The 17,898-nt window shown below is 66.4% G+C and carries 17 protein-coding genes; 6 read left to right on the top strand and 11 right to left on the bottom strand.

The features are described from left to right. Window positions 1-100 precede the first annotated feature (100 nt). Window positions 101-823 carry a cytochrome c biogenesis CcdA family protein gene (locus SAZ01S_RS21605; RefSeq protein WP_084584411.1) on the bottom strand — a complete coding sequence of 241 codons (723 nt, stop codon included), beginning with the start codon at window positions 821-823 and terminating at the stop codon, window positions 101-103. Window positions 824-1,076: 253 nt separating this feature from the next. On the opposite strand from SAZ01S_RS21605, the gene SAZ01S_RS21600 reads away from it, so the two are divergent. The 4 genes from SAZ01S_RS21600 to SAZ01S_RS21585 all read left to right on the top strand — a co-directional run bounded on the left by SAZ01S_RS21600 (window position 1,077) and on the right by SAZ01S_RS21585 (window position 3,932). Then, window positions 1,077-1,784: a DUF1223 domain-containing protein gene (locus SAZ01S_RS21600; RefSeq protein ID WP_084584410.1), complete on the top strand. Its 708-nt coding sequence runs from the start codon at window positions 1,077-1,079 to the stop codon at window positions 1,782-1,784. A 446-nt stretch (window positions 1,785-2,230) separates the two neighbouring features. Next, window positions 2,231-2,695 (top strand): nuclear transport factor 2 family protein, encoded by a 465-nt coding sequence (locus tag SAZ01S_RS21595; protein ID WP_084584409.1) that lies wholly within the window; start codon window positions 2,231-2,233, stop codon window positions 2,693-2,695. After that, entirely contained in the window at window positions 2,692-3,279 is a 588-nt protein-coding gene (locus tag SAZ01S_RS21590; RefSeq protein WP_084584408.1) for a TetR/AcrR family transcriptional regulator, read from the top strand. Before SAZ01S_RS21595 ends, SAZ01S_RS21590 begins: the two co-directional genes overlap by 4 nt. Window positions 3,280-3,323: 44 nt before the next feature. Next, a complete protein-coding gene (locus SAZ01S_RS21585) occupies window positions 3,324-3,932 on the top strand; it encodes a pyridoxamine 5'-phosphate oxidase family protein (RefSeq protein WP_084584407.1) in 609 nt (202 codons plus the stop codon). Window positions 3,933-4,253: 321 nt separating this feature from the next. Here the strand turns inward: SAZ01S_RS21585 and SAZ01S_RS21575 are convergent, their stop codons facing one another. Beyond that, complete coding sequence (locus SAZ01S_RS21575) at window positions 4,254-4,424, bottom strand: hypothetical protein (RefSeq protein ID WP_439951245.1); 171 nt, start codon at window positions 4,422-4,424, stop codon at window positions 4,254-4,256. Then, window positions 4,412-4,567, bottom strand: a complete 156-nt coding sequence (locus tag SAZ01S_RS24145; RefSeq protein WP_167693230.1) for a hypothetical protein — start codon at window positions 4,565-4,567, stop codon at window positions 4,412-4,414. Before SAZ01S_RS24145 ends, SAZ01S_RS21575 begins: the two co-directional genes overlap by 13 nt. 180 nt (window positions 4,568-4,747) lie before the next feature. Between SAZ01S_RS24145 and SAZ01S_RS21570 the strand changes: the two genes are divergently transcribed. Then, entirely contained in the window at window positions 4,748-6,199 is a 1,452-nt protein-coding gene (locus SAZ01S_RS21570) for a L,D-transpeptidase family protein (RefSeq protein WP_084584405.1), read from the top strand. A gap of 1 nt (window position 6,200) precedes the next feature. On the opposite strand, the gene SAZ01S_RS21565 is transcribed toward SAZ01S_RS21570, so the two are convergent. From SAZ01S_RS21565 to SAZ01S_RS21530, 8 genes are all read right to left on the bottom strand, one after another. Beyond that, window positions 6,201-7,409: a cation:proton antiporter gene (locus SAZ01S_RS21565; protein ID WP_245825109.1), complete on the bottom strand. Its 1,209-nt coding sequence runs from the start codon at window positions 7,407-7,409 to the stop codon at window positions 6,201-6,203. 29 nt (window positions 7,410-7,438) lie between these two features. Continuing rightward, window positions 7,439-8,965: a DUF389 domain-containing protein gene (locus SAZ01S_RS21560; RefSeq protein ID WP_084584414.1), complete on the bottom strand. Its 1,527-nt coding sequence runs from the start codon at window positions 8,963-8,965 to the stop codon at window positions 7,439-7,441. A 112-nt stretch (window positions 8,966-9,077) separates the two neighbouring features. After that, the gene (locus tag SAZ01S_RS21555; RefSeq protein ID WP_084584413.1) at window positions 9,078-10,058 is read right to left on the bottom strand and encodes a serine hydrolase; all 981 of its coding nucleotides are present in this window, start codon (window positions 10,056-10,058) and stop codon (window positions 9,078-9,080) included. Window positions 10,059-10,271: 213 nt separating this feature from the next. After that, entirely contained in the window at window positions 10,272-11,609 is a 1,338-nt protein-coding gene (locus tag SAZ01S_RS21550) for a DUF2254 domain-containing protein (protein WP_084584403.1), read from the bottom strand. A 99-nt stretch (window positions 11,610-11,708) separates the two neighbouring features. After that, window positions 11,709-12,926, bottom strand: a complete 1,218-nt coding sequence (locus SAZ01S_RS21545) for a DUF4118 domain-containing protein (RefSeq protein ID WP_167693231.1) — start codon at window positions 12,924-12,926, stop codon at window positions 11,709-11,711. Window positions 12,927-13,053: 127 nt separating this feature from the next. After that, complete coding sequence (locus tag SAZ01S_RS21540) at window positions 13,054-13,320, bottom strand: hypothetical protein (RefSeq protein ID WP_084584401.1); 267 nt, start codon at window positions 13,318-13,320, stop codon at window positions 13,054-13,056. 197 nt (window positions 13,321-13,517) lie between these two features. Next, window positions 13,518-14,468, bottom strand: a complete 951-nt coding sequence (locus tag SAZ01S_RS21535) for an IS481 family transposase (protein ID WP_084584400.1) — start codon at window positions 14,466-14,468, stop codon at window positions 13,518-13,520. Window positions 14,469-14,525: 57 nt separating this feature from the next. Next, a complete protein-coding gene (locus SAZ01S_RS21530) occupies window positions 14,526-16,943 on the bottom strand; it encodes a membrane-bound PQQ-dependent dehydrogenase, glucose/quinate/shikimate family (RefSeq protein ID WP_084584399.1) in 2,418 nt (805 codons plus the stop codon). Window positions 16,944-17,113: 170 nt separating this feature from the next. Between SAZ01S_RS21530 and SAZ01S_RS21525 the strand changes: the two genes are divergently transcribed. Then, window positions 17,114-17,898: potassium channel family protein (locus SAZ01S_RS21525; protein WP_084584412.1), on the top strand; the 785-nt coding region annotated here is incomplete at its 3' end.

Raw genomic sequence — 17,898 nt, 5'->3', positions numbered from 1 at the left:
TGTTGCGCTACTGCCGGAGCAGCGACGGTGAGAGCAACGGCGATCGTCAGAAGCTGCTTGAACATGAAAACCTCCAGAATTTAATAGGATTTAGCGTAACTCAGACCGAAGTCGTCAGGCTGGTGAGCCAAACGGGTGCGTGGTTAAGCACCAGCGCTTCGAAAGCGCGATCGCCGCCGGTGAGGATCAATGCGGCCGTGCCGGCGAGGAGCGTGCCCAACACGCGCTTGCCGCCTTGCCCGGCACCGAGCAGGCGACCACGCCATTTCGCCAGTGCCGAGCGAGCGACGAAGGCAATGGCGACGAGAACGCTGGAGATCCCAAGTCCGAACGCTACGATTACCATGGCTGCCGCGCCCAGATCCTTCCCTTGGGCAGCAAGAAGAGTCGCGGCGCCCAGTGTCGGACCGACGCAGGGGCTCCAAACAAGCCCGAGCAATGCTCCGATGGCGAACTGGCCGAGAAGGCCGGACTGCGCCAGCCGCTGCTGACGGGCGCCCGCCCAGCTCGCCAGCGGCGCGGCGAGACGCTCAAACCCATGTTGCAGACGGGGCAGGAGTAGCAGCACGCCAATCGCCATCAGCAGGAGCGCGCTGGCCCAGCGCAACCCCTCTCCATTCAACCCCAGCGAAGCCCCAAGCATCGCCACCGCGAAGCAGGTCAGCGTGAAGGAGAGCACCAGCCCAGCCGCCAGCGCCAATGGGCCGTGGCGATGCTGCTGCGCAGCGCCACTGAGCACGATTGGCACCAGTGGCAGCACGCAGGGCGACAGGATCGTAAGCGCACCGGCGGCATAGCCAAGCGCGGGATTGAGCGCGCTCACCGGAGCGGCGCCGGGGTAGAAGGTGGCATTGGATCATGCGGCGCATGCGACGACATAACGGACTCCTGGAGGTGGTGCTCGGGACCGCGCACCTGCCTTGTGGTACGGGGCGAGACTGTGCGGCGTTACAATCTGGCGGCGTCACGTGGGCGGGGCGCCGAGTAACTTGACGAGACGCCGAGCCGTACAGGCAAACGTGCCCGCCGTTGGTCGTGGGCCGCAGCTCACCGGCGCGCTGGGGAAGGATCAGGATATGAAAAAGGGTCGACGCTCACCTGGTTGGGCTGGATTGCTAGGCGCAGCGATGCTGTTAGGGCCTGCACCTGTTGGCGCGACGTCGGCCAAGCCGCTTATTGTCGTTGAGTTGTTTCAAAGCCAGGGCTGCTCTGATTGCCCGCCAGCCCAGATCAACCTCAACCGACTAGCCGATCGTCCAGACCTGCTCGCTCTCTCCTTCGGCGTCACCTACTGGGACTATCTGGGCTGGAGAGACAGCTTTGCGTCTCCGCAGTTTACGCAGCGACAAAGGGACTATTCGGCGCGCAACCACGATGTCGGTGTCGCGACACCGCAATATTGGATCAACGGCCGCCAGACGGTGTTCGGTGCGAGTGCTGCGCGCGTCGCACAGTTGGTCTCGCAACCGGCACCCCCGGGACCAGCGGTTGAAATCTCCGGCGGTGTCGTGAGGATCGCTAGCGGCGCAGCGCCGCGTGGTGGCGCTGAGATATTGCTGGTGCGCTACGATCCAAGAACGATCCCGGTCGCCATTCGCGCCGGCGAGAATGGCGGAAGGACTGTCCCTCACCGCAATATCGTTCGCGAAGTCCGCTCCATCGGGCACTGGCGCGGTATGGCCCTATCCGTGCCGGTGCCCAACGCAACGATCCCCGGTCTGCACGCGGCAATATTGCTGCAGGCGGGCCGCGGCGGGCCCATCCTGGCTGCGGCAAAGGGTTGAGAGCAAGGTGCGGGTCGCCACGTCGATACTCCGCTCGACGACGCCCATGCCCCGGGCATAGGATCGCCAACGCAGCAAGCATGAACGTATCGAAAGCACCGGCTGCCGCTTGCTATCGGGGCTCGTCTCGCCGCCCGCTCCCCGGACGAAGCGACTACTCCGGTCCCACTTTCGTCAACAGCTTTCAGCGGCGGCAGACCCTCGGGCATCGCAGATACGCGAGCCTCGCCTGGAATCTTGCCGCCGCGCGAGACGAGGCACCAGCCGGATCCCGCGTCATCGGAACAACGCTTGACGGTGCCTGGCGTAAGTTGTACCGGTCGGTACAACTCGATGGCCGGAAATGAAGCCGGTCGCGCCGACACGTTCTTGTCGCCACGTCTGCAGCCTTACTTCTCGCGCCTCCGGCGCTTGCGAAGGCTTCTCCGATCAAGAAAGGAAGTCCGATGTCTCGTCCTCCCATGCCCCCCTTCACCCACGAAACCGCGGTTGAAAAAGTTCGCTTGGCCGAAGACGGCTGGAACACGCGCGATGCTGCGAAGGTCGCGCTGGCGTACACGCTCGACACCCGCTGGCGGAACCGGGTCGAGTTTGCCAACAATCGCGAGGAAGCCGAGGCATTCCTGACGCGCAAGTGGAACAAGGAACACGAATACCGGCTCATCAAGGAACTCTGGGCGTTCACCGGCAATCGTATCGCGGTGCGCTATGCCTATGAATATCACGACGATAACGGCCAATGGTTCCGCGCCTATGGCAACGAGAACTGGTTGTTCGCCGAGGATGGCCTGATGTCGAACCGCTATGCCTGCATCAACGAGATGCCGATCGCGGAATCGGATCGCAAGTTCCATTGGCCGCTCGGCCGCCGTCCGGACGATCATCCGTCGCTCAGCGACCTCGGCCTATGACCGGCAAGCGCGTCCTCACCACCCGCGAGAACGCGGTGCCCGCGCTGGCGGAAGCGTTTCGCGAACATGGTTTCGAGGGCGCAAGCCTGGCGGTGCTGTCGAAGGCAACGGGCCTCGGCAAGGGCAGCCTCTACAATTTCTTCCCCGGGGGCAAGGAAGAGATGATGGAGGCGGTCCTTGCCGATGTCGATCGCTGGTTCGCAGCGACCATTTTCGCACCGCTCGAGCAGGCCGAGGATCCGGCGGCAGCGATCACGGGGATGATCGAAGCGGTAACGGCGTATTTCCGCTCCGGGCGCAGGGTCTGCCTCGTCGGCGCGCTCGGCCTCAATGCCGGCGGCGAAGCGTTCGCGACGACGATCAACGGCTATTTCAGCCGCTGGATAGAAGCCCTTGCCCATTGTCTCGAAGTCGCGACGGTCCCTGCCACGTCGGCCGCGCATCTGGCCGAGGAGGCGGTGTCCGGGATCCAGGGCGCCATCGTCCTGGCGCGTGCGCTGGGCGAAGCGGACGCCTTCAACCGTATCGTCGAACGCCAGCGTGCCACTTTACTCGCCGCGATCCGCGGTTACGCAACCTCCTGACTGCCGGAGACGAGGCGACTCCGGCAGCAACCTGAGTGTATGTTATGGCCCAGACCTATCTCCATCTGATGTTCGGCCCCGGCGCCCGTGCACTGCAGGCGGCAGCCGGATCACGCACTGTCTACGCACGCATGGAAAGCCAGGCCGGCGCGTTCGACGCGCTGACGGCAAGAGAACTCGATTTCATCGCGGCACGCGACAGCTTCTATATCGCGAGCGTGACCGAAGGTGGCTGGCCCTATGTTCAGCACCGCGGCGGCGCCGCCGGGTTTCTGCGTCACATCGCCGATAACAGGCTCGGCTTTGTCGACTATCGAGGCAATCGCCAGTATCTTTCGACGGCGAACCTGGCTGCGGACGATCGCGTGTCCCTGTTCCTGATGGACTATCCTGCACGGCGGCGCCTCAAATTGATCGGTCGTGCGCGGGCAAGCGGCGATCCGACGGAAATCGCTGCGCTGATACCTTCGGGATATGACGCAGTACCGGAGCGCGTTTTCCTGATCGATATTGTCGGCTTCGACTGGAACTGTCCGCAGCATATCATCCCTCGCTTCACCGAGGCGGAGATTGCCGCGGCGCATCAACCCCTCATCGACGAACTCGCGCGACTGCGCGCCCGCATTTCGGAACTGGAAGGAGCCCGTTCATGACCGGCAGACTGACCTGTGGCATCCATCATGCCGTCGAAACGCTTCCGCCTACCAAGTCGCGCGACCTCGCCGGGCTCTCCACTCGGTAGATCACCGGGGAGGTCCTCAGCGCGCCGGAGCGATGAAAGGCGCGCTTCGCACAAGGATCGTGGAAGCCGCAGATCATTCCATGGCAGACAACGCCACGCTCGACCGCAATGAAACCCGGGACATGATCGCGTCCACCCAAGTCGCGGTCGCGGAAAACCATGGCCGTGACGGAGAGAAGGTAGCTGGCTCCATCCATGGGAAACGGATGGTCCCCCGGCGGGTTGCGCCCCGCTATGGGAGGGCAAGGACCATCGCCGCCGTGCCGACGACCGGCACGATGAGGACGGCGCTCATGCGCGCATAATCCGTGAAACGATACCCGCCCGGCCCCATCACGAGCAGGTTGTTCTGGTGGCCGATGGGTGTGAGAAAATCTGCCGAGGTGCCTATCAGCACCGCCAATAGCGCGGCGTCGGGTCTCCCGGTGGCGTAAGGCCGAGCAGCACGCAGGCCAGCAGCGCCACCAGATCGTGCCGGACGCGCTCGGATACGAACAACACCAGCGCGCCCAGCAAGACGGCGCCACTGAGGATCGCCGAGGTCATCCGCGACCCGCCCGCCAAAGCGGGGCACGGGCACGATGGACCGATCGGAGGCGCGGGTGCGTTTGCAAGGACATGACTGTTTCAAACCTTCGGTTTCGCTGCATGGTTGCAGCCCCCCTTCTCCTGTCCGTTGCACCTCCCGCTGCCGCCGCTGCCGTTCGCCAGGGTGCCGCTGTTCTCATGTCCGCGGGGCAGGCGCAGGCTGCGCTCCGGTCGCTCGCAACCGAGCCCGAGCTTCAGCGCTTCTACGATCGGGCACAGTGGCGCCTCGTTTGGACCGACGCGGCCGCGCGCGCCCTCGAAGCGGCGATCGCGCACCGTGCCGATCATGGGCTGGATCGGCTGTCCTTCCCGTCTTCCGTCGAGCCTGCCGCAAGCCCCGAGGCGCTGGATGTCGCACGCACGCGCGCCGCGCTCCGCTATGCCCGCGCGCTGGCCATGGGCGTAGTGGATCCGGCAACGCTGCACGCCGTCTACACCCTGCCCCGCCCCGACGTCGACATCGCAGGGGGGCTTGCCACCGCGCTCGAGCGGGGCGATCTGCCCGCCTGGCTTGCCGGCCTCGCCCCACAGGACGCGGACTATCGCCGCCTCTCCGAAGCTTATCGTGCCGCGGTGGCCGAGCAGCGCCTCGGCAACGACTCCGCCCCCCAAATAGCAGCGGAAGGCTTGATCCGCCCCGGCGATCGCGACGATCGCGTTGCGGCGATCGTCAAGCAACTCGCAGCGGAAGGCTATCTGCTAGACCTCGGTACGACTTCGGCTCCAGCCCCCGCCCCGTCGCGCCTCTATACCAGCGACATCGTCGATGCGGTGCGGGCGCTGCAGCGCGACTATGGCCTTGCCGAGGACGGGGTCGTCGGTCCGCGCACGATCGAAGTGCTCACCCTGAGCCCCGTCGACCGCGCCCGGGCGCTCGCCGTAGCGCTCGAGCGGCTGCGGTGGCTGGCCCGCAATCCACCGGCGACGCGCATCGACGTCAACATCGCCGCCGCGCGCCTCACTTACTATCGCGACGGCGTGCCGGTCGACACCCGCAAGGTCATCGTCGGAAAGCCGGACCGGGAAACGCCGCTTCTGTCGTCGCCCATCTATCGCCTGGTCGCCAACCCGACCTGGACGATCCCCAAGTCGATCGAGAATACCGAGCTGGCGCATGTCGGCCCGGACTATCTTGCCAGCCACAACATGGTGCGCCGGGGCGGCTATATCGTCCAGCAGCCGGGGCCGGACAATGCCCTGGGAATGGTCAAGTTCGACATGGTCAACGACCAGGCGATCTACCTCCATGATACCAGCGCGCCGGGCCTGTTCGAGCGCAGCCAGCGGCATCTCAGCCATGGCTGCGTGCGGGTGGAGGACGCGCTGGGCTTCGCGCAACTGCTCGCCGAGGACGAAGGGGTGGCCGATCGCTGGCAGGCAGCCAGCATAGGCGGTGACCAGACCTTCGTCGCCCTGCCGGCACGCATTCCGGTGCGGCTGCTCTACCAGAACGCCTTTGTCGACGATATCGGCCGGGTAACGGTCCGCACCGATCCGTATGACTGGAACGGCCCGATCGCGCGGGCGCTCGGCTTCGACGACGGTGCGCACACCAGAACGCAGGCCGACGCCATCGACATCGGCCCCTGACTTAATGCTCGGCGTCCGCCGCGCCAGTCAGCTTCCAGCGACGGAGCAGCGGCGGCATCGTGAGGCCCTGGGCGAAGATCGAGAAGGCGACGACACCGAAGGTGACCACGACGATCGCGCCGCGCTCAGCGACGTTCTCCGGCACCGCCAGCGCCAGCGCCAGCCCCACCGCCCCGCGCAGCCCGCCCCAGACGAGCACATGCTGATAGGTTGCCGGCAGCCTCAGCCCCGTGCGCGCGAACAGCGCCGCCAGCGGATAGACAGCCGCCGCGCGGCCGAGCAGCGTCAGCAGGATCCCCGCGATCAGCGCGCTGCTCACCAGCGCGATGGGCTGGTGCGCCTCGTGGCTGCCGATCAGCAGGAACAGGCAGGAATTGGCGAGGAAGGCGGCATAGGCCCAGAAATCCTGGACATGCTGGCGCCCGGCAACCGAGATCGAGCCCCGCGGGCCGATCGCGCCGACGATGATCCCAGCCGCGAGCGCGGCGAACACGCCCGAGGCATGGACATGCTCGGCCAGCAGGAAGCTCGCCCAGGCGATCACGGTGGTCAGCGTCACCTCGACGAGGTGGTCCTCGGTTCGCCCGGCCACCGTAAGCACCACGAAAGCGATCGCGCCGCCGATCGCCACCCCGCCCAGCACCGTCCAGAGCAGCGATGTCGCGACGCCGCCGACGCTGAGCCCGCCGCCGTCAGCAACCGCGATCAAAATTGCGAAGCCCACCGCGGCAACGCCGTCGTTGAGCAGGCTTTCCGATTCCACCACCATGCTCAGTCGCGCTTCGGCCTTCATCTCCTTGAAGGCGGCGATCACCGAGACGGGATCGGTCGCCGCGATCAGCACGCCGAAGAAGGCCGCGCCCAGCCAGCTCCAGCCCAGCAGCCAGTGCATGCCCGCCGTAACCAGCAGCGCGGAAATAGCGACGCCAAGGAACGCCAGTACGACGGTGAGCGGCAGCTCCTCCCGGAACCGCTGCCAACGCAGCTGCAACGCCGCCTCGAAGATCAGCGGCGGCAGGAATATGTTGAAGATCAGCTCGCGCGACAGCGGCAGGTTGGCGCCCACCGGCAGGAACGCGAGCGCGATTCCGGCCAGCACCAGCCCGGCCGTATAGGGCAGCCCGATCCGCCGCGAGATCATCGCCACCAGCGAGGCGACGATCAGCAGCGTGCCGAGTTCGGGAAGACCGATTTCGTTCAACGCGGGCACTCCTGTTGCGGCTGGGCGGGAGAAAATCCCTAGGGCAGAACCGGTGCGGGCACGAGCGCAAAGCGCTGCCCGGCGGGCGGGGCCGCGCTTGCGGCGAGGCCCGCACGGCGCAATTGCTCGGCAATGGCGAGGGCGCGTCGCTGCGTGAGGCTAGGTTTCGCTGGCGTGGTACCCGCGGGCAGACCCGGCACGCCGAGGGCTGCGATATTCCAGCGCCTCGCTGCCCAGATCGACGCAGCGACAGCCTCGGTCGCCCGCGCGTCGAGGGTATCGACATTGTCCGCGAAGTCGATCTCCGGCAGCGGCCCCTGGGGCGGGACGATCGCCACCGTCCAGTCGCCCGCGCGCTGCGCCGCCCGCGCCTCGAGCATGCGATAGGCTTCGATCCCCGCCCCGGGCAGCGGCGTCGCGGCAGCGGTGGCGCGGTGATGGTCGCGGTCGACGGTAACGTCGTCGGGCTTCAGGCCGGCGATCAGCGCCACCATCTGCGCGATTTCGGTCGCGCGCTGCGTCTCCTGGTTCGACGCCTCCCCTGCCCGCCGCAGTTCCTCGCGCTGTGCCGCCAGTGCGTCGGCGCCTGCGCCGAGCAGCACCTGGTCGAGATTGAGGCGGACCGGACGGCCGAGCTGCGCCGCCAGCGCCTTCTGGATGGTCGCGGTCTTCTGCATCGCATCCTGCGGAGTGATCACCACGGCGCGTACGACCAGCGGCTCGCGGGTGAAGTCGACGTCGAGCTGGGTGACCCGCGCCTTGGCGCCGAACCGCTCCGCCAGCAGCGATCGCGCCTGGGTGACCGCCACCGCCTCGCGACCGATGCGGTTGAGCGCGATGCCGAGCGGGATCGCCATCGCGACGAAGACGAGGATCAGGATCGCCGTCTGGGTCCAGGTCTGGCGGCTCGAGAGATGATGGCCGAAGCCGTAGAAGCGCGCCATCGCCGTGGCGGAGAGCGCAATGGTGATGAAGTTGGTCACGAACAGCGCCAGCGCACCCATTCCCACCGGCGCATTCCAGGTGGCGATGCCATAGCCGACCACCGCCAGCGGCGGCATCAGCGCGGTGGCGATGGCCACGCCGACGATCGTCTCGCCGCGCCCGCGAATGATCGCATAGGTGCCCGCCAGCGCCGCGAACAGCGCAACTGCCAAGTCGAACAGATTGGGCCGGGTGCGCGCCACGATCTCCGAGGTCGGCGCCTGCAGCGGGGAAATGGTAACGATCAGCGCCGTGAATGCGACGGCGGCAAAGGCGCCGATCGCCAGCGCCTTGAGCGACCTTCGCAGCTCGACGAAATCGAACAGCGCGAGGCTGAAGCCGAAGCCGAGGATGGGGTTCATCAAGGGCGAGATCAGCATCGCGCCGATCACCACCGCCGGCGACGACAGCAGCAGCCCCAGCACCGCGATGCCTGCAGACATTATCGTCATGAAGGCGAAGCGCCCCGACCAGCCGCTGTCCTCCACGATCCGGGCGACCACCGCCTCGTGGTCGATCGGCGCTACCACCGACTGGCGCCACCAGCGGTACAGGGCCAGATGCAACAGGCGCTCGCGCATGCGGGCACGACGATCCGTTGCTTCGATGGCGTCCTCCAAGGCGATCCTCGTCCCTTTTTCTGTTCGTTGAACGCAGGTTAGGCGATTTCCACCCGGAAAGCGAAGACGCGCCTCATTCCGCCGTGCGGATCACCGCGCGGGTGACGTCACCCATCAGCCGCATTCGCACCGGGATCGACTGGCGCGTGCTGGCGATCATCACCGCCACCGCGTAGCGGTGCCCGTTGGGCGCGGTGAGCAGGCCGACATCGTTATAGCCGGTGGCGAGATTGCCCAGTTCCTGCCCGGTGCCGGTCTTGTGCGCCATCTTCCAGCCGGGCTGCAGCCCGGACTTCAGCCGCAAGGGTCCCGTCTTGCTCGCGAGCATGATCCGAAACAGCCGATCGGTGGAGGCGTGGCCGATCAACTTGCCCTGTGCGAGCAGCGACAGGCCCAGCGTCACGCCGTTGGCGGTCGCGCCATCATAGGGTGCGGCCAGATAGCGATCGAGTGCCTTGCGGCGTTCGGCCGCGGGCATGGCCGCACGGGCCTGGAGAAAGCCCCAGCCTCCAGCCCATTCCTTGCGCCAGACCAGGCCGGCGGTCTTCGCCTGGAGCTCGCGCTCGCCGGGGCCGAAGCCGACGCCGTCGATGCCCTTCTCCTTCAGCATGCGGCGGATGGCGGCAGGACCGCCGACCTTCCACAGCAGCACGTCGTTGCAGGTGTTGTCGCTGCGGGTCAGCGCGCATTCGAGCAGTGCGCCGACCGTGGTGCGATAGCCGCTCGGACCAACCAGCGGGCGGATCGGCTGATGGAAGACGGTAAGGTCGCTGCGGGTTACCGTCACCGGCGTGGCAAGCGACATCCGAGTGTGATCGATCGCGTCGAACACGGCGATCGCCACCCACAGCTTGCTGACGCTCTGCTGCGGATTCGGTCGGTCACCGTTCCATGCGACCATCCAGCCACGATCGACATCCCGTACCGAGATCGCAACCTGCCCCTGGAACCCGGCGCCGAGGGCCTGCACCGCGTTGAGCAAGGCTGCGGGCGGCTCATCGGACCGCCTGGGCCTTGGCGTCGCGGAGGTCGCGTCGATCGGCGGCGCGACCAGCGTCGGGCGTGCAATAGACGGCGGCGGTGGTGCCTTTACAGCGACAGGAGGTGCAGCGGGTACACAGGCGGCGAGCAGGATAGCCGGCGCAACGTGCGCGCCGAAGCGGACGACAGTATCGATACGTGGCAAATAGCCCTCCTTTCCAAACGGCTTACCGTCGGAAGCTCAGGAATGCAGGGCGCGCTGCCTCGGTTCGTCGCCGAGCAGTGGTCATTCGTCGCCAACGAGGATCGTTGCCCGCACCGCGCGCGCTGCCGCGACGACACGTCGCGCATCATGGCCCAGGAGAGCCTCGTTCGCCTTGAACTCGATCCGGTCCACCCACCGCGCGAGAAGCGCGCGGCGATCGGCATTGTCGCAGTCCGCGGCAATCTCCCCCAGCGTGTGCAGGTAATGGAGCGCTGCGATCGTGCTGGTCCCCGCATGCTGCAGCAGTGCGCCGAACGAACGTTCCAGCAGCGCCGGGAAATCGAGCGGATGCGCGATCACCCGCACCATGCCCGCCTCGTCCCGACGCAGCGGCTCCGGCAGCTCTCTGCGACCGAGATCCGAGAGCGCCGCCCCGAGCCAGTCCATGCAAGTGACCGCAGTGAAGGGATCATTGATGCCGGGAGAGAGCGCCCGGTCGGCAATTTCGACAAGTTCGTCGATCAGAAAGCGCAGGTCCTGCAACGCGGTACGCTGGGCGCCGAGCGCGAACGCGCCTTGCAGTTGGCCTATGCACGCGTCGTCGCACCGCTCGGCCGGCCACAGTTCCAGCAGCGCTCGACCTTCATGCACAAAATCGCCCGGCCGGTAGCGGATGCGGCACACCAGATCGGAATCCGTAGCGGTCCGCATCAGCAGATCCTCGTCGATCAGCTGGATATAGCCGGTGCCCCGCGCCCCGACCGCGCGCGGGCTGCCGTCCGGCTCCAGGCGATCTTTCGCTTCCGTTTCGGCGGCATCGGGGTCGGCGGTACCGATCACGCTCGGGAAGCGGCGGTCCACTTCGTGCAGCAGGCGGCGACCGATATCCTCGATCACGCTGTTGATGTGGATGCGCTGCGGCACGTGGTGGATGAAGAAGATCAGCACGCCCACGGAACAGACCGCAAGCAGCAACGCCACCAGCACCGCGAGATTGGGCACGAACGCGGCGGCACCGGACTCCTCCGGGGACCGCACCGTCCGCAGCACGATGATACAGTAGAGGAAGGTGGCGATAAAGGTGCCAAGCGTGATCTGGTTGCCCCGATCGCGCATGAAATTGCTGAGCAGTCGCGGCCCGTATTCGCCCGAGGCATAGACGACCGCGGCAATCGTCACCGAGAAGACGGTGCCGGCCACGGTGATCATCGATCCGCCGATCGCGGAGAGCAGTTGCCGCGCGCCGCTGGGTCGCGAGGCATGCAGCCAGGCAAAGCGGTCCATCCAGCCCGATCCGTCCTGCCCGTCCAGCCACACCATGCCGCCGGCCAGCAGTACCGCCGCCAGCGTCATTACCGTGGGGATGAACCAGTAGCTCTGGCGGAGCTGATCGGCGAGGCGGACCATCACAGCTTTCATGCCAGCTCTCGAGCAAGCGCCGTCGTGGCGAACACCATGCCTGTTTCTCCTTCCGCATTCCAACGCATCGACCAGCCGGAAGGCGCCGTGGCTGCTCGCTTATGCCCGTGACGTTTCGCGCATCCTGTCTTCAAGCCGCAGCCGCTCATGCGCCAAGGCAGCCTGCGCGATCAGCGTGTGCAACAGCAGTTTCTGCACCGCATTCACCGGATCCCGTCCGTCGTCGCGCGCGATGCCGAGCACGGCGAGCATGCCAAGTGAGGTTTTCAATGGATGGAACTGCCAGTCCGCTGCGCCCAGCACGGCGGTTCCGACACCGGCCGCCTCCCCATTCGCCCAGGCCCAGTCGAGCGCGGCCTGGTTGACCGGGCCGAGCCGGATCTGGCTGGGGATCGACGCCACGTGGCAAATCGCACCGTCGACTTCGCGGTACATCGTCGCCTGCACGTCGAACAGGCGATGGACGTGCTCGCAAACCGTCCGCGCAGTCGTCTCCCAATCGGCGTCCCGCGTCAGCTTCTGCGCGAGCGCGGCGATGCTCGCATTCTCCTGCGCGCTGCGGTCGCTGAGCACCAGCCGGCCGCGCAGCCGTGCGGTAATAATGCTCGTATAGACCGCCACTGCCCCGAGGACGCCGCCCATCACCAGGTTGAGCGGGGCGTGCAGGTTGAACGCGTTGAGCGGGCGCATGAGGAAATAGTTATAGCCTAGCACCGCGAGCGCCACGGCGAGCAGGGCCGGGCCAAGCCCCAGTCGCGCAGCGACAGCGATCACCGGGAAAAGGAAAAGCAGATCGAGCGTGCGAAGCCCGACAAGGGCCTGCAGCAGACCCGCTACCACCAGGGTAAGCGCTACAGCGCCAGCCGAAAGCAGATAATGGTGGAAGGGTATCGAAGCGGCCGGCCGCGCGGCGCGGTTCCACCGGCCGCGATCCTCCCCGCGGGCATGGGGGAAGCGATGGACCGCCAGGCGCTGTTCGTCCGCGAGAAGGCGGTCGGCGATGCCGGGGCTGCGGAACCATCTGCAGCGACCTTCCGCGGTGTGGCCCAATACGAGATGTCGGACCGGCATGTTTCGAAGATGCGCCTGGATTCCGTCCGCGGCCGATGCGGCGGGCACCCGCGCGATGGTGGCTCCCAGCCTTGCCGCCGTGGCGAGCGCCGCCGCGGCCCGAAGCCCGCGAGGCGAATCGCGGTCGGCGGCAGGCGTCTCGACATGCAGCGCTTCCCAGGGAACGCCGAGCCGCGCCGCAAGCGATCGTGCCTGCTGTACAAGCCATTCGGAATGCGGCGAGCCGCTGACGGCGACGGTGAGCATCCCCATCCCCTCCGAATGATGGGAACCGGCGCCGGAGGCAGAAAGACCCGTTGTCATGCCGCAGCCTTCCCATACGGCCTGCCGGCAATGGGGTAGCATAGCGATCCTCCGCTTGGGGCGCGCGGCGTCAGGACGGCAAAATGGGCGTGTCGCCGAGCCGCTCCGCGCCCGAAAACAGGCCTTCGAGCCTGCGCCGGAGATGCGCTGCGAAGGCCGCGTCGTGCCGGCGCGCAGGGGCGGCCTGCTCCATCAACTCGTTGAACATGGAGTCGCGCACGCGATCGATCGCAGCAGGAGATAGAAGCTTCGCCGCTTCGAGCTCCCGGCAAAGCTGCAACAGGCCGGCGGCGGTCGCCAGCGCGCGGAAGCCCGCCAGATTGAGCGAATGGTGCAATTCGGTCCTTGATTCCTCTGCCATGGCTCTTCCCGGTTCTATGCCGTGAATGATCGTGAAGCCCGTCGCTCGTGAAAGGCACGCTCTTCTCTCGTCGGGCTAAACAAAGGATACGCCCAGCAACCCCTTGGTACCATTGCAGTAAGAACAATCGGGGGTGCGCTTCCCTGAAGGCGGTACAGGTCTCCATCAACGCCCTAGATGTTTGGTCCCAGCATGTGATGGCTGGGTTTGACGATAAAGGCATCGGGCTTTGATTTCCATAGCGCGTTGATGGCGTCATAGGGCGTCCTGAACTTCAAAGCCTTGAACTGCTTGGCGAAGTTGTAGGCAATCAGCCAGTCGGCGACGTGTCGTCGCAGTTCCTGGATCGATGCGTAATGGAAGGACTTGGTGGTCGCTTCCTTGATTGTCCTGACCATCCGTTCGGCCTGGCCGTTGGTCCATGGGTGATACGGCTTGGTAAGGCGATGCTCGATGCCGTTGTCTTGGCAGGTGCGACCGAAAATGTGGCCAATCCACGTGTGCGACACGCCTTGGTACCGATCGACGAACTGCACACCGTTGTCGGTCAGGACGGTGTGGATCGGATAGGGCACTGCCTTGATGAGCACCTTGAGGAACGCGGCAGCCGCCAGCTTGGTCGCTCGGCGATAGATACGGGCGAAGACCAGCTTCGAGGTTCGGTCGACCGCAACGAAGAGGAAGCCTTTCCCGCCCTCATATCGCAGCTCGGCGATGTCGATGTGGAAATACCCGATCTCGTAGCCTTTGAACTTCTTGGGCTTCTCGCGGTCGGCCTTGGGCAGGCGGCTGATGCCGTGACGCTGCAGACAGCGGTGTAGGGACGAACGCGTCAACTGCGGGATCACATCCTTCAGCGCGACGAAGACGTCATCCAGTGGCAGCCGGGCCTGCACGCGCAGCGCCACGATGGCGGCTTCTTCCATCGGCGAGAGCACCGTGCTGCGGCGTTCCTTCGGCCCCATCGGCATATCTTCCACAGACCGTCGATGCCGCCACTTCAGGACTGTTTTCTCGTTAATCCCGTACCGCTTCGCGAGGCTCGCGACCGAAGCTTGCGATCGCTGTAGCTCGCCTCGAATGGCGTGCGTGGTCTTGGCGCTGCCGTGAAGAATCTGGCCCATAGCTCCCTCCGCTGCGATGGCGATAAATCTACACCATCACATGCTGGGACCAAACACCTAGGACGGCAGCGCATAGGCCACCACTTCATCGCCGATCGGCGTCTTCATGAAATGATGGCCGCCCGCATAGATCACCAGATACTGCGTGCCGCCGATCTCGTAGGTGATCGGCGTCGCCTGGCCGCCGGCCGGCAGCACGTCCTTCCACAGCGTCTTGCCGGTGCGCAGATCGATCGCGCGGATCAGGTTGTCGGTGGCGGCCGCGACGAAGATCAGCCCGCCCGCGGTCACTACCGATCCCCCATTATTGGGCGTGCCGATGGTGATCGGCAGCATCGAGGGAATACCGAACGGGCCGTTGGTGCGCGCCTCGCCCAGCGGGCGGTCCCAGATCGTCTTGCCGGTCGCCATGTCGATCGCGCGAATGCCGCCATAGGGGGGCTGCTTGCAGAGCATGCCGGTGAACGGCAGCTGCCAGCCTGCATTGACGTCGATCGCATAGGGGGTGTGCGCCTGGGGATCGCCTGCGCCTTCCGCTCCGCCGATCTTGCCGCGGGCCTGATCGCGCGGTTGCCATCCCCGCTTGTTCGCCTCGGCGCGCGGCACCAGCCGGACATAGTTGGGCATGTCGTTATAGTTGGCGACGATCACGCCGCGTTGCGGATCCACCGCGATGCCGCCCCAGTCGGTGCCGCCATTGTACCCGGGATATTCGATCGAGTGCCGGTCGGCCTCGGGCGGGGTGAAGAAGCCCTTGTAGCTCGCCTCGCGGAACTGAATGCGGCACACCATCTGGTCGATCGGCGACATGCCCCACATGTCGCGCTCGGTCAGGTCACGCTTGCGCAACGTGTGCCACAGCGACACCGGCTGGGTGGCGGCGCGCTGCTGCGGCTCGACGCCGATCTGCGCTGCCTTGATCTCGCCGACGGGCGTCAGCGGACGACCGGTGCGGCGGTCGAGGATGTAGATGTCGCCCTGTTTTGACGGCAGCACCATCGCCGGGACGCCCTTGTAATCGACCAAGGTCGCCTGCGCGCCGAAATCATAGTCCCATACGTCCTTGCGCACCGCCTGGAAGCGCCACCGCGGCTTGCCGGTGGTCACGTCCAGCGCGACCAGCGAGGTGGCGAACTGGTTCTCCTCCGGGCGACGCAGGCTCGAATAATAGTCCGCCGCCGCATTGCCCATCGGCAGGTAGACCAGACCGAGCTGCTCGTCGCCGCTGGCCATGGTCCACATGTTCGGCGTGCCGCGTGCCCATTCCTGCCCCGCGGGCGGATAGCCGTTCCACTCCGGGTGCATCATGTCCCACGCCCAGCGCAGCTTGCCGGTGCGCGCGTCGAAGCCCTGGATCACGCCCGAGGGCGCCCAGCGGTCCTGCCCGTCGAGCACCTGGTGGTCGACGACGAGGATGCCGCGCACCAAGGTCGGCGGCGAATTGATCGAGACATAGCCCGCCGGTACCTGCCCCATGCCCTGCTTGATATCGGCCTGGCCGTTGGTGCCGAAATCCGAGCACGGACGGCCGCTGCGCGCATCCACCGCGATCAGCCGCGCGTCGAGCGTGCCTTCGATCACGCGCGTCGCGCAGGGCTGGTTCGCCGCCATGCCGGGCACGGCATAGTAGACGACCCCGCGGCACGCAGCAGTGTAGGGAATCGCTTTGTCGGGCACGTTGGGGTCGTAGCGCCAGCGCTGCTCGCCCGTGGCGGCATTGAGCGCGATCAGGATGTTCTTCGGGGTGCAGAGGTAGAGGCTATCGCCGATCTTGAGCGGCGTGTTCTCGGCTCCATAGGTCTTGGCGATCCTGGGCGAGCTCGGCATGTCGCCGGTGTGGATCAGCCAAGCGCGCTTGAGGCTGCCGACGTTGGACGCGTTGATTTGCGCGAGCGGGGAATAGCGCCGGGCGCTACCCGTACCGCCATAGCTCGGCCAGTCGGCGCCGGTCTGCTGGCCCGACGGATCGGCCATGCCCTGGGTACCCGGCGCGGGCAGCGCACCCTGCACCCAGTCGGGCTGACCGGCCGCGGCCACAGCAAGGTCCACGCCGGTGATCGCCACCGCGGCCAGCACGCCGGCCAACGCGAACCGCCACCGCTCACGTCGGACGCTCATCGTTGCCATCGCCGCGAGCACCGCCACCAGCAGCACGACCGGCGCGATGATCCGCGGCACCTGCGCCCAGGCATTGGCGCCGACTTCCCACCAGGCCCAGAGGAAAGTGAGGACGACGATCGCGAGATAGAGCCAGCCGCCAAGCGTCCGCCCGCGCACCAGCAGCACCCCCGCCCCCACCATCGCGACGCCGGTGACGAGGTAGTAGAGCGAGCCGCCGAGCACCGCCAGCCAGGCGCCGCCGATCGCTAGCACCAGCCCGATCAACGCCACCACCGCACCCACTACCCGTCCGGTCCAACTCAGATGCGACGGATCGCTGAAAATGGCGCGAGTGATGGTGCGGGCGTCGGACATCAAGGGCTCTCCCGAGAGCGCGGAACGGCAGCGGCACAACCGTTCGGCCTGCGAAGGCAACAGGTTCAGACCCCAAGCGATTCCTCGGCAGCAATGTTCCGTAACAGTCGAAAAAGCACCGCAGCGCTGCGGTTGCTTCCGCGTCCGGCATCACGCTAACCCCCCGACCGATGGCCCGGCGCAATCCTCGTCGATGGATCGGAGAAGCGCCCGTCCTGCGCCATCGTGGGCGTACGCCCGCCTGGGTGTCGCTGGGCTGGCGGATGGCACTGGCACTTGCGCTGATCGGGGTCGCACTTGCCGGCCACTGGTTGGATCGGGACGGGCTGCGCGACAACACCGACGGCAAGGTCAGTTTCGTGGACGTCGTCTATTTCACGATGATCACCGTGACGACGGTGGGCTATGGCGACATCGTGCCGGTGACGGACCGGGCGCGGATGTTCGATACGTTCGTCGTCACCCCCGTGCGGCTGTTCGTCTGGCTGATTTTTCTCGGCACGGCCTATGATTTCGTGCTGCGCGGGGTCTGGGAGAAGTGGCGGATGCGAAACCTGCAGCGCGATCTGAATGGCCATGTCATCGTCGCCGGCCATGGAACGAGCGGCACGGAGGCGGTGGCCGAACTGCTCCGCCGGGGCAAGCCGCACGATGCCATCGTGGTGATCGACCCGCACGCGGATGCGGTGGCCCGCGCGGAAGCCGAAGGCGTGATGGTGCTGGAAGGCGATGCCAGCCGCAACGCCACGCTCGACGCCGTGAAGGTGGCAAAGGCGAGCGCCATGATCGTGGCGGCGGGGCGCGACGACACGTCCATCCTGATCGTGCTGACCGCGCGGCGCCTGGCCCCGACGCTTCCGATCAGCGTCGTCATCCGATCGGAAGACAATGAACCCCTGGCCGTGCAGGCCGGCGCCACCACCGTGATCAATCCGGCGAGCTTCGCCGGATTGCT

This window comes from Sphingomonas azotifigens NBRC 15497, assembly GCF_002091475.1.
Classification (GTDB): domain Bacteria; phylum Pseudomonadota; class Alphaproteobacteria; order Sphingomonadales; family Sphingomonadaceae; genus Sphingomonas; species Sphingomonas azotifigens.
The sequence above is the reverse complement of the archived record's forward strand: the minus strand, read 5'-3'. Positions and strand labels throughout refer to the sequence as shown.